Annotated in this window: 7 protein-coding genes and 2 pseudogenes; 2 read left to right on the top strand and 7 right to left on the bottom strand. The window is 58.3% G+C overall.

The genetic code is table 11. From position 1 onward, the window contains the following. Window positions 1-267: pseudogene (locus tag RMR13_RS10080) on the top strand (IS4 family transposase); the annotation flags it as partial. 195 nt (window positions 268-462) lie between these two features. On the opposite strand, the gene RMR13_RS10075 reads toward RMR13_RS10080, so the two are convergent. From RMR13_RS10075 to RMR13_RS15395, 7 genes and pseudogenes are all read right to left on the bottom strand, one after another. Beyond that, window positions 463-972 (bottom strand): N-acetyltransferase family protein, encoded by a 510-nt coding sequence (locus RMR13_RS10075; protein ID WP_310600499.1) that lies wholly within the window; start codon window positions 970-972, stop codon window positions 463-465. A 33-nt stretch (window positions 973-1005) separates the two neighbouring features. Next, window positions 1006-2091: a D-alanine--D-alanine ligase gene (gene ddlA / locus RMR13_RS10070; protein ID WP_310600498.1), complete on the bottom strand. Its 1086-nt coding sequence runs from the start codon at window positions 2089-2091 to the stop codon at window positions 1006-1008. A 202-nt stretch (window positions 2092-2293) separates the two neighbouring features. Continuing rightward, on the bottom strand, window positions 2294-4225 hold the full coding sequence (gene dnaK, locus RMR13_RS10065) for a molecular chaperone DnaK (protein ID WP_310600497.1): 1932 nt from the start codon (window positions 4223-4225) through the stop codon (window positions 2294-2296). Between the two features lie 108 nt (window positions 4226-4333). Further along, window positions 4334-4921: a nucleotide exchange factor GrpE gene (locus tag RMR13_RS10060; protein ID WP_310600496.1), complete on the bottom strand. Its 588-nt coding sequence runs from the start codon at window positions 4919-4921 to the stop codon at window positions 4334-4336. Window positions 4922-5165: 244 nt separating this feature from the next. Further along, window positions 5166-6497: a pyridoxal phosphate-dependent aminotransferase gene (locus RMR13_RS10055; RefSeq protein ID WP_310600495.1), complete on the bottom strand. Its 1332-nt coding sequence runs from the start codon at window positions 6495-6497 to the stop codon at window positions 5166-5168. Between the two features lie 160 nt (window positions 6498-6657). Continuing rightward, entirely contained in the window at window positions 6658-9321 is a 2664-nt protein-coding gene (locus RMR13_RS10050) for a diguanylate cyclase domain-containing protein (RefSeq protein WP_310600494.1), read from the bottom strand. 128 nt (window positions 9322-9449) lie between these two features. Beyond that, window positions 9450-10742 (bottom strand): annotated as a pseudogene (locus RMR13_RS15395) (sigma-54-dependent transcriptional regulator). A 208-nt stretch (window positions 10743-10950) separates the two neighbouring features. Between RMR13_RS15395 and RMR13_RS10035 the strand changes: the two are divergent. Further along, window positions 10951-12219, top strand: coding sequence for a class I SAM-dependent RNA methyltransferase (locus RMR13_RS10035; RefSeq protein WP_310600492.1), 1269 nt, complete (start codon window positions 10951-10953; stop codon window positions 12217-12219). Window positions 12220-12243 lie beyond the last annotated feature (24 nt).

The following is a 12243-nucleotide window of genomic DNA, read 5'->3' as shown; positions in this document are numbered from 1 at the left end:
TTTCTGGCTTTCGAGCAACGCTGTCATGACGATCCCCGTACCCTTGGCTCGCTCTTTTACGCCTGCAGTGAAGAGCAGCAGGATTTGAACCTGGCCGAAGCCATGCAACGGCTGCTCAGCCTCGCCCTGGATAAAGTCAGAGCTGCTGGCCTCATCACCGAAGGTGCAGTGCTGGCCCTTGTTGATACAGTCATGGACTTTGCCGTTGATATCCTGCAAACGGGGAAAAGGTTAGCCCGCAGTACAAACATAATAACAGTTAGTTGATGCAACTCAGAAACTTGAGAGAGTATAGAATAAACACCCTAACTTGCCGTCAAGTTCTTTTCGGGCGAGTTAGGCGCGTTTCACTGTCCACAGATTCCGAAAGGTGATGTGGGTGACAAAAGCTGAAAACCAGGCCTTCGCCACGCATGAAAGCAGGCTGAAAGTTAATTGTAAGCATTTATGAGAAATAATTTTTCAATTATTTGATATATGATTTATTTTTTTTATCATATAGACTACATCAACCTTTTTCCCAAACTTTTTCCCTATTTCTGGAAATCTTCCACATTCAACAAATCCATTTTTTTCATAAAACTTCAGACTGGATGCATTCTGCGAACTAATACTTGCTAAAATATTGCAAATACCTTTATTTTTACCGCTTTCTTCTATCTTGTTCAATATTATTTTTCCTATCCCTTTCCCTGAATAATCCTTGTCAATAAAACAAGTAATTTCAGCACTTTCGTTAAATGCGACTGGATTATATGCTCGAAGAAAACTAAATCCTATCACTTTGCCATCAATTTTGACGACATACGCAGGATAGCCTTTTGTCATTTCCAGCAGATTGCCATAAAAAGCATCTGGTAATTTTTTTTCAGGATAAGCTGCAAAAGAATTCTCAACATAATAATTGAGAATATTCATTACCTCACCCTGATGCTCAGCACCCAAACTCTTAAGTTCTATTGATCGCTTCATATTTTCCTACTTTTTATATCCTTTCCCGACGGTTTATATTTTTTTTAGTAACTTCGAATCCTTTTTGTGCTTTTGCAATGCAAGGTTTATTAATTCCGTTATCAAGTCCTTATAAGGAATCCCTGTGTATTCCCACAACTTGGGATACATGCTGATTTCCGTAAAACCGGGCAATGTATTGATTTCATTTAATACAAAGGCGTTATCAGGTCGCAAGAAAAAGTCAACTCTTGCCATGCCTTCGCCACAAATGGTTTTGAATCCCTTTATTGCATACTCCCGAATTTGCTCGGATGTTACTTCATCTATGTCGGCAGGAATTTTCAACTTTGCTCCGTCCGAACTGATATATTTAGCATCATACGAATAAAAATCTTTTGTAGGAACTATTTCTCCGACTACGGATGCTTTGACCTGTTCGTTTCCCAAAATAGCGCATTCAACTTCTTTGCCGATAATCGCTTCTTCTATCAGAATCTTATTGTCAAATTTAAAGGCTTCCGATAGTGCAGTTTCATATTCATCCTTATTGGTAACTTTACTCACTCCGACTGATGAACCTGCATTGGCAGGCTTGATAAAAAGAGGAAGTTTCAATTTGGATACAACTTCTTCAAATGAAAATTGGCTAGGCAAATGCCTATATAGCGTATAAAATTTTGAGATCGGAATATTTGCATCTCTCAGCAATCGTTTGGTTACTTCTTTGTCCATTCCGACAGACGAAGCCAATATATCACAGCCGACAAACGGAATGTTCATTGTTTTAAGAAACCCTTGCAATGTTCCGTCTTCACCGAATGTCCCATGAATAATAGGAAAAGCAATATCAATACAATCCGAAACCACATGGGTAGCTTTATTTATGATTTCAGCCTGTTTTGCAAAATTGGATATGTATACATTCACAGATTCGGAGAAAAAATCGTTATTCACTAAATCTATACTCTCTTTTTTCTGATAATGTTCGCTGTAGTTCCAATTGCCATTTTTATCAATCCCAACTAAAACAGGTCGAAAAATCGTCCTGTCAATGGTATTAAAAATATTAGTGGCTGATTTTAACGAAACTTCATGTTCGGCGGATTTTCCCCCGAAAATAATGACTACATTTTTCATGGGCGTTGCTCCGATAGACAGAAGAACGGTGACAAACTCTTTGCTCCAGCAAAATGAAAAAGAGATTTTTGAAAGACGATGCAATAAATTCCGGTACAAATATGTGGTACAACTATATGACAAAAATAGACAAAAAAAAATCCGCAGTAAATCAGTTGTTTACTGCGGATTCGCTATTATCAATAATTGATTCAAATCGAAATCACTTCACTTCCTCGAAGTCGGCGTCGACCACGTCGTCGTCATCCTTGCGTTTGCCGCCCGCCGCTCCTCCGGCCGCGCCGCCGGCTCCGGCACCGGCATCGCCGGCAGGACCGCCGCCCTGGTTTTTGGCCTGGGCATACATCAACTCGGCCAGCTTGTGCGAAGCCTGGGTCAAGGCCTCGGTGGCACTCTTGATGGTCTGGAGATCTTCCGTCTCCATGGCCTTCTTGAGGTTCTCGATCTCCCGTTCCACATTGCTCTTGGTTTCGGCATCCACCTTGTCGCCCAACTCGTTGAGGCTTTTGGTGGTCATGTGGATCATGGAGTCGGCGTTGTTCTTGGCCTCAACCAGCTCCTTGCGCTTTTTGTCTTCCTCGGCATGGAGTTCGGCATCTTTCTTCATCCGGTCGATCTCGGCCTCGGACAAGCCGGAGGAAGCGGTGATCCGGATCGACTGCTCCTTGCCGGTGCCCAGGTCTTTGGCGGAAACATGGAGGATGCCGTTGGCGTCGAGGTCGAAGGTGACCTCGATCTGCGGCACGCCGCGCGGCGCCGGAGGAATATCGGCCAGCTCGAAACGGCCGATGGTCTTGTTGTTGGCCGCCATCTCGCGCTCGCCCTGGAGCACGTGGATGGAAACCGCCGGCTGATTGTCGGCCGCGGTGGAAAAGACCTGGCTTTTCTTGGTGGGCACGGTGGTGTTCTTCTCGATCAGCTTGGTCATGACCCCGCCCAGGGTCTCGATCCCCAGAGAAAGCGGGGTAACGTCGAGCAAAAGCACGTCCTTGACGTCGCCCTTGAGCACGCCGCCCTGGATTGCCGCGCCAATGGCCACCACCTCGTCGGGGTTGACCCCCTTGTGGGGATCCTTGCCGAAGATGGCCTTGACCTTTTCCTGGACCTTGGGCATGCGAGTCATGCCGCCGACCAGGATGACCTCGTCGATCTCGGACGGGTTCATGCCGGCATCCTTGAGTGCGGTGCGGCAGGGTCCCTCGCAACGATCGATCAGGTCTTCCACCAGGGCCTCGAGCTTGGCCCGGCTCAACTTCATGTTGAGATGTTTCGGCCCGGATGCGTCGGCGGTGATGAAGGGCAGGTTGATGTCGGTCTCCATGGCGGACGACAACTCCTTCTTGGCCTTCTCCGCCTCTTCCTTCAGTCGCTGCAAGGCCATCTTGTCGTTGCGCAGGTCAACGCCTTGGTCGCGCTTGAACTCGTCCGCCAGCCAGTTGACGATGCGCATGTCGAAATCCTCGCCGCCGAGGAAGGTGTCGCCGTTGGTCGACTTGACCTCGAACACCCCGTCTCCGATCTCGAGGATGGAAACATCGAAGGTGCCACCGCCAAGGTCGAATACCGCGATCTTCTCCTCGCCTTTCTTGTCCAGGCCGTAGGCAAGGGAAGCGGCGGTCGGCTCGTTGATGATCCGCTGCACGTTGAGGCCGGCGATCTTGCCCGCGTCCTTGGTGGCCTGACGTTGGGCATCGTTGAAATAGGCGGGCACGGTGACCACCGCGTCGGTGACCGGTTCGCCCAGGTACTCCTCGGCGGTCTGCTTCATCTTGCCCAAAATCATGGCCGAAATCTCGGCGGCGGTATAATTCTTGCCGCCCACCTCCACCACCGCATCGCCGCCAGGGCCCTCGACAATGGCGAACGGGCTGACGCCGATCGACTTCTTCACTTCCGGGTCGCTGAATTTCCGGCCGATCAGCCGCTTGATGGCAAACAAGGTGCGAGTGGGATTGGTGACCGCCTGCCGCTTGGCAATCTGGCCGACCAGTCGTTCGCCGCTGTCGGAAAAGGCCACGATCGACGGTGTGGTCCGGTTCCCCTCGCTGTTTTCAATGACCTTGGGGTCACCGCCTTCCATGATGGCCACGCACGAGTTGGTGGTCCCCAAATCAATTCCAATTATTTTCCCCATAATCCCTATCTCCTGTCCTCCTGTCCTTATCCCCGGCCATGCGGCCTGATCAATCGTTCTAAAAATATTTGGTTCTTTTATTCTACAGTGTTCTAAAATCAGACCGTGTCAAGCCGATTTTTCCGGACCGCTGGACACCACCACCTGGGCGTGCCGCAAGATCCTGTCCTTGAAACGGTACCCGCGGAGAAACTCGCGCAGCACATGGTTGGCAGCCACATCGGCGCTGGCCTCCATGGTCAGGGCATCGTGCTCGTCGGGGTTGAAAGGCAATCCGACCGCCTCCAGGGGTTCCACGCCGAACCGCTCCAAGGTGGCGACCAATCCCTTGCGGGTCAGTTCCACGCCTTGCACCATGGCCTGCAATTTCTTGCCTTCATCTTCGGCGGCAGCCCCTCCCTGCTCGATGGCCCGATCGAGATTGTCCACGGTGGTCAGCAGATCGCGGAGAATGTTTTCACCGGCATATTTGAGCAACTTGCCTCTCTCGCGTTCCGCCCGCTTCTTGAAATTGTCGAATTCCGCGGCGATCCGCATCATCTGGTCGCGGGCATCCGCCAATTCCCGTTGCAGGGTCTCGGTTTCGCATTCCCGGTCCATCGCCGCCTCTTCAACGATCACCGCCTCCTCCGGATTCTCGACCGCATCGGTCTCGTCCTGTTTGCCGACCTCCTGTTCTTTCGCTTCTTCTGCCACCTCTCCTCTCCTTGTCCCAATAATTTCCGTCTCAGTATTCTTTAGGCCCGTCCGGGCCGGTCAAATCTGGTGCGAACAATAAGTATGGCAAAATCCAGTGTCAAGGGAAGGCGACGAGGGTTACGAGGGGAAAACGGCGCGATAAAAATGAAGAATAACAGGGGGAAACAGGGGGAGGCATTCAAAAAAAAGCCCTGGTCGCCATTCGGCGGCCAGGGCTGCGGGTACTGGGAAGACAGGGGAATCAGTGGTGTTGGGGGCTGGTCGGGCTCGAAGCGACATACTGGCGGATGCCGCTGGCGATGGTGTTGAAAATCTCGATAAAATCCTCCTCGTTTTTCTCCAGCAGGGTAACGCGGAACCCATGGAGCTCGGTGGCAAAGGAGGACAGCGGCACCACGCAGATGCCGGTCGCGGCCAAGAGATAATAGACAAACCGCTTGTCGGGCTGGATGTTCGAGCCGGAAACCAGCTGTTCCACGGTTTCGCGGACCTCGTCGTTCGCGATGGGCAGGGTCTGCTGATGGTTGAGCACCCCCTCCTCGAAGACCGCGCTCATGTAGAAGGCGCCGTTGCTGCGGTTGACCAAAAGTCCCTTGACGTTTTTCAAGGTGTCGTAGGCCAGGTTGGAATAGCGCTCATAGCGTTTGATCCGGCTTTGCAGATGCTCCTTGTATTGGGGATGCTGCTTGATCCGGGGCAGGACGGCCTGCGGCAGGGTGGTCGAGCACACCTCGAGCATCTTGGCGTTGAGGATCGACTGGACGTAGGTGGCGAACATGGGATCGCGGCGGCGGTTGTACACCTCGATCCAGCCGCAGCGGCTTCCCGGCCACGGCATTTCCTTGGAGATGCCGCGCATGCAGATCGCCGGCACCTTGTTGCCGATCACCGTGCACAACGGCGCCGAAACCGTGCCGTTGTAGGTCATGTTCTGGTAGATCTCGTCGCAGATGATGAACAGGTCGTTTTTCTCGCAGATCTCGACGATGGCCCGCATGACGTCGGCCGGATAGACCGCCCCGGTCGGGTTGTCGGGGTTGATCACCAGGATGCCGGCAACCGCCGGATTGTACTTGATGTGGTTCTCGATGTCCTCGAGGTCCGGATACCAGAGATGGTTGGGGTCGAGGATGTAGGTCACCGGCTGGTCGCTGGCGTGGGCCGCCTCGGCCGAGCTGTGGGTGGTGTAGCTCGGGGTGGGCACGATGACCCGGGCGGTGGGCTTGAGGAAGCCGTACACCTTTGAAATCGCGTCGCCCAGGCCGTTGAAGAAAATGACGTCGTCTGCGTCGATCTGGGCTCCGCCGAGGCTATTGGTGCTGGCGGCCACGTATTCCCTGGCCGCCAGCAGCCCCTTGGTCGGGCTGTAGCCGTAGGTGGCGTCCTCGTGGACCGCCTCGGCCACGATATCCTTCATCCAGTCCGGCACCTGTTCGCCCTTGGCGATCGGGTCGCCGATATTCTCCCAGTTGACCTGGACGCCCATCTTCTGAAGTTTTTCGCCGACACCGACAATATTGCGGATCTCGTAATTCAGCTCGCCCGCACCAATGTGTAAAATATCCGTACGCATACCGAGTTACCGGCCAGGATTCGTTTGATTTGAGATTGATTTGATACGGGCGGGAAACCGGTGCCCCTCACCCCGCGCCTGTCGTCGCGGTTGTTCAGAGCGATTACCGTTCCCCCCCGGGGGAACAAGGTGGGTTTTTACCACAGGAAGAAGGGTGGCGTCAACCACCCTTTGCCGAAAAGCGCAGCAGGTCGGCGGTTTGCCGGGCAGTGAGCGGCGGCGAACGAAGCGGTCCCTGGAACAAATCGCAGCCATGGGCCCGGAGAAACGCGAGCTGCCGCTCGTGCCGGACGCCGTCGGCCAACACGGTCAGTCCCACGGCGTGCCCCAAGGCGATGACCGCCGCGGCCAGATCGCCGTTTCCACCCTCGTCGGCCAGGGCGGCGAGCAGGTCGGCGGGGACGGTTATCCGGCCGATTCGGAGTTGCCGCAGGCTGGGCAGCGGGCAGTGCTCGATTCCGCAACCGTCCACTCCCAACTGCAGGCCCAGACCCCGCATCCGTTTCAGCAATTCCTGGGTCCAGCCGGTGGCCTGGGCCAGCGGCCGTTCCTTGACCTCGACGACCAACGACTCGGCGGGCAGGGCCGTATCGGCCAGAATCCGCTCGAATTCGGGGAGGCACTCGGGGTGCAGCAATTGGCACGAGGCCAGGGGAACGGTCACCGGCACGCAGTCCAGTCCCAGGCCGCGCCAGGCGCGCAGATCACGCCCCACCTTTACCAACAGCCATCGGCTGACCCCGGCCAGCATGCCGCACTCGTCGGCCGCGGGCAAAAAATCCCCTGGCTGCAGCAGCCCCATCTCCGGATGATTCCATGAAAGACACGCCTTGAGCCCGGCCACCCGTCCGTCCGCCACTGCAAACTGGGGTAGATAGTCCAAACGCAGGCCGTCCGAGGCCAGTACTTCCGAAAACTGCCGTTCGTCCAGTTGCGGCCGCCGGCCCTGCTGAGTCATGTCGCGCCGGTAGAACTGGAACTTGCGCCGCCCGCTCTCCTTGGCCGCGTACAAGGCGACATCGGCGCACTTGATCATGCCCTCCAACTCGAGCGAATCCTCGGGATACAGGGCGATGCCGACGCTGGCGGCAATCGGCAGTTCGTGGCCGTTGACGCAGACGGGCGCGGTCAGGGCCGCCATGATCTTCTCGGCGACCACGGCCGCGTCCTCCCGGCTGTTCACCGCCTCAAGGACAAAGACGAACTCGTCGCCACCCAGCCGGGCAACGGTGTCCGACTGGCGGCACTGGCGCTGCAGGCGCGCCGCGACCTCGATCAGTAGGTCGTCGCCCACATCGTGCCCCAGGGTGTCGTTGATGACCTTGAACTTGTCGAGATCGAGGAAAAGAACGGCGACCTTGGTCCGGTTGCGCTCCGCCTTGTTGAGCGCCTGGGTCAGCCGGTCCCGGAAAAGCAGCCGGTTGGGCAGGCCGGTGAGGGTGTCGTGGTGCGCCAGCCGGTAGAGGCGCGACTGGCTGTCGCGCAACTCCTGTTCGATCCGCAGCCGGTCGGTGACGTCCCGCGCCACTTCGATGATGCCGTACAGCTTGCCCTCGCCATCCTTGAGCGGCGAAACCTCGAGTTCGAAGGTGTTGTGGATGCCGTTACCGTGGAAGGAATGGTGCAGGACCTTGGTTGGCCGCCGTAACTCGGTCACCGCCCGGACCGGGCAGGGAAAATCCGGATCGTCGCAGGGGGTGTCGGCGCCGCAGAACAGCTGGTGGCACTTCCTGCCCACCAGGCTGGCGATCCCGCCGTTGCCCCGCACCAACCGGGCCGCCGCCTGGTTGATCAACAGCAGGGTGCAGTCGAGATCGATGACCATCACCGGATCGCCGGCGCTGTCGATCACGGTCTGGAGGAAATTGCGCTCCACATCCATGGCCTCGTGCAGCTGCCGCTGCACCGCGGCCAGGGCCTGTTCCTGCCGCTTGTGCAGGGTGATGTCCTGGTGGGTGCCCGTCATGCGCACCGGCATGTTGTTTTCGTCCCGCTCCATCACCCGGCCGCGGTCAAGAAACCAGGAGGTCTTGCCCTCCGGCTCCATCACCCGGTATTCGATCCGGTATTCCTCGGTGACGCCGGTGAGATGCTGGTTGAGCACGGTCAGCACCCGCTCCCGGTCCTCGGGATGAATGGAACGCCGGGTTTTCCCCTCGGCGGCGTCGCCGGCGCGGTAATCGAGCAACTCCCATTGGTCCGGGCTGGTATACATTTCGCCCGTCTTGATGTTCCAGTCCCAGAGACCGGCCTGGGAAGCGCGCAAGGCCAATTCGTACCGTTCCTCCGCCTCCTCGAGTTGCCGCTCCCTGAACTTGACCTCCTCGAACGAAAAGAGTTGCCGCAGGGCATGGGCGATGGCGCCGGTCAGTTCGGCGACGGTTGCCGACTCGTCGGCAACCGGCTTGTTCCCGGACGGCAGCATGAGGAGCAGAAATCCGGACAGTTTGGAGTTGCAGCGAAAGGGAGCGCAGAAGGCCCCCGAAAAGGCCTGAAGATCCGTTGAGGCGCAGAGTGTGCAGGTCTCGCCCGTGCAGACGAAAACGTTTTTCGGGTCGCCCTTCAGGACCCGGGCACCGCAGGGCGGCAGCTTGCCCTCCCGCAGGGCGGCCATGATCGGGGCGGTACGATCGCCGAACCCCGCTTCGGCGGTGACCATGCCGTCCGATGTTCGATCGAGCAAAACCAGCAAGGCCGCGCGATAGACGCCCGCGCCGACGAACTGGTCGCAAATGCCTTGCAGCAGCGCCGACATGTCCCGCTCCCGGATCAAAACCCGGCTGACGGCGTAGCAGGTCCGTAGCAGAAGGATGGATCGGTTCACATTCTGATCGGCATACAGGTGGGAGAACAACGGGTCCGGAATCAACATTCCGAACTATATAAAGAAGCACTTACAAAAATGCAACCATCTTGCAGGCCGGACAGCAGCAGCCACTGCATTTTGCAGGCTCAGTTGATATTGTAGCTTTTCAACTTGTTCAGGAGGGTCTTGCGGGTGATCTGCAGCCGCCGGGCTGCCTCGCTGCGGTTGCCGCCGGTTTCTTCCAGGGTTTTGAGGATCAGCATTTTCTCCGCCTCCTTCAGGGTGGACGGCTCCTCCACCTCCTTGGGGGCGTTGACCCCGGCCCAGCGCTGGATGGCCTGCGGCAGGGCTCCGATATCGAGGTAGTCGCCACGCATCAGGATCACGCCGCGCTCGATCGAGTGTTCCAGTTCGCGGACATTGCCCGGCCAGGGGTAGCGGTTGAGCACATCCATACACTCCGGGGTGATGCCGCAAACCTGCCGGCCGTTCTTCTCGGCAAAATTGCGAAAAAAATAGTTGGCCAGCAGCGGGGTGTCGCCCTGTCGCTCCCGCAGGGGCGGCACCCATAGCTCGACCACGTTGAGACGGTAGTAGAGGTCTTCGCGGAAGCGGCCCGCCGCCACCTCTTCCTCCAGGTCGCGGTTGGTGGCGCAGAGAATGCGGACATCCACCTTGATGGTCTCCTGGCCACCGACCCGCTGCAGTTCGTGTTCTTGCAGCACCCGCAGCAGCTTGGCCTGCATGCCCGGCGAGGTTTCGCCGATCTCGTCGAGAAAGAGCGTGCCGCCCTGGGCCTGGACGAATCGGCCCTCGCGGCGGCGGTCGGCACCGGTGAAAGCCCCGCGCTCATGGCCGAACAGCTCGGATTCCAGCAGGGTTTCGGCCAGGGCCGCGCAGTTGACCTTGACCAGGGGCCCCTTGGCGCGCAGGCTCTTGTGATGCAGGGCCGCGGCCACCAGTTCCTTGCCGGTAGCCTACTCGCCGTTGATCAGCACCGTGGCCTCGGTGGGGGCCACATGGACGATCATCTCCCACAACTCCTGCATCGGGGCCGACTTGCCGATGATGCGGCCGTCGTTGCCGAACGGCTGGCCGATGTCGTGGCTGTCGGCATCCCGCTGGCGGTGGCCCATGGCCACCTCGAGGGTGGTGCGCAGGCGGTCGAAATCGAGCGGCTTGGTCAGATAGTCGTGCGCGCCCTGCTTGATTGCCGCCACCGCGGAATCCACCGAGGAAAAGGCGGTCATGATCACCACCGGAATGGCGGGATTGATGGCGTGGATTCTCTGCAGGGCCTCCATCCCGTCCATGGTGGTCATGCGGACATCCATGAGGATGGCGTCGAAGGGCCCTTGCTCGACGGCGGCCACGGCGGTGGTACCGTCGTCCGCCTCGGTCGTGTCCCAGCCCCATTCGGCGAACATCGACCGCAGCATGAAACGATGCACCCGCTCATCGTCCACAATCAACACTTTTGCCTTTGCCTGGATGGGCACCGTCTCCTTCCCCCTTGCTCATCTGTCTGTCCGGCTGTCCCTTGTCCCACCCGGCGTTTTCCGGGCTTCCAGCTCGCAGCCATAAGATGCAAATCTCAGGTTGATCAGAGTAACATCAAACTGTTAGTATGCGCAAATGGAACATACGTTGACCATAAAAAAGGTCATTGCCGGGGGTAAAGGGCTGGGGACACTGTCCGACGGCATGGTGGCGATGGTACCGGCGACCCTGCCCGGCGAAACCGTGGCGGTCCGGGAGCGCAAAAGCCATCGCGGCTACCTGGAGGCACACCTGGTCCGGATTCTCGAGGCCTCGCCGGACCGGGTCGAGCCCCCCTGCCCCTACTACGGCCGCTGCGGCGGCTGCGATTTGCAGCATGCCGCCTATCCGGCGCAATTGGAACTCAAGCGGCTCATCCTGCACGAATCCCTGGCCCGGGTCCGCCTGGAGGCGCCGCCGGACCATTCCACCCTGCCCTCGCCCCTGGCCCGGGGCTACCGTTCCCGCCTGCGGCTACACCTCGACCGGTCGGGCCGCCTGGGCTTCCACGAGCACGCCAGCAACACGGTGGTGCCGATCGACCGGTGCCTGCTGGCGGCCGAGCCGGTCAACCGGGTGCTCGCCGCCCTGGTCGAGGACGGTTGGCCCGCACGGCTGGCCGCCGAGATCGCGGCCATCGAACTGATCCACAGTCCGGCGGACGCCACCGTGGCAATGGTGCTCACCCCCCGTCCCCGCCAGCGCCTGCGGCAGGTCCCCCGCTTGCTCGAGGCACTGCGGTCCCTGGCCGACGCGGTGCTCCTGACCGGCGGCCCGCCCGGCTCCGCCTCGGCCTCGGCCGTCTTCGGCCAGGATTTCACCCCTGGCGGCCCCGGCTATCGCCTGTGCTGGGACCACCGCTGCTTTTTCCAGGTCAACAGCCGCCAGAACGCCCAATTGGTCGCAAAGGTGCTCGAACTCCTGCCCTTGCCGGCCCAGGCCGCCGCCCTCGATCTTTACTGCGGCATGGGCAATTTTTCCATCCCCCTGGCCCTGGCCGGCCTGGAGGTGACCGGGGTCGAACAAAACCGCGCCAGCATTCACTGGGCGCGGGCCAACGCCCAGGCCTCCGGCCTGGAGTCCACCCGCTTTATCGCCGACGAGGTCGAGCGGCACCTGCAGGCCCTTATCGATACCGGCGCCCGGTTCGACACCGTCCTTCTCGACCCGCCCCGCCAGGGAGCGGGCAAGGCCGCGCCCCTGCTACCTCTCTTACAACCATCGAATATCCTTTCCATTTCCTGCGATCCTGCCACCCTTGCCCGCGATCTTGCCCAGATCGTTGCCCACGGGTACCAAGTGACCCGCCTCATCCCGGTCGACATGTTTCCCCAGACCCATCACATCGAATCCATAGCCCTTTTGGAAAGGATTTGACATCGGCAATCCGGCGGGATATTT

This window comes from Desulfobulbus sp. (assembly GCF_031547805.1).
Classification (GTDB): Bacteria; Desulfobacterota; Desulfobulbia; order Desulfobulbales; family Desulfobulbaceae; genus Desulfobulbus.
Note: the sequence above shows the minus strand (reverse complement) of the source record. Positions and strands in the feature narration are given on the sequence as shown.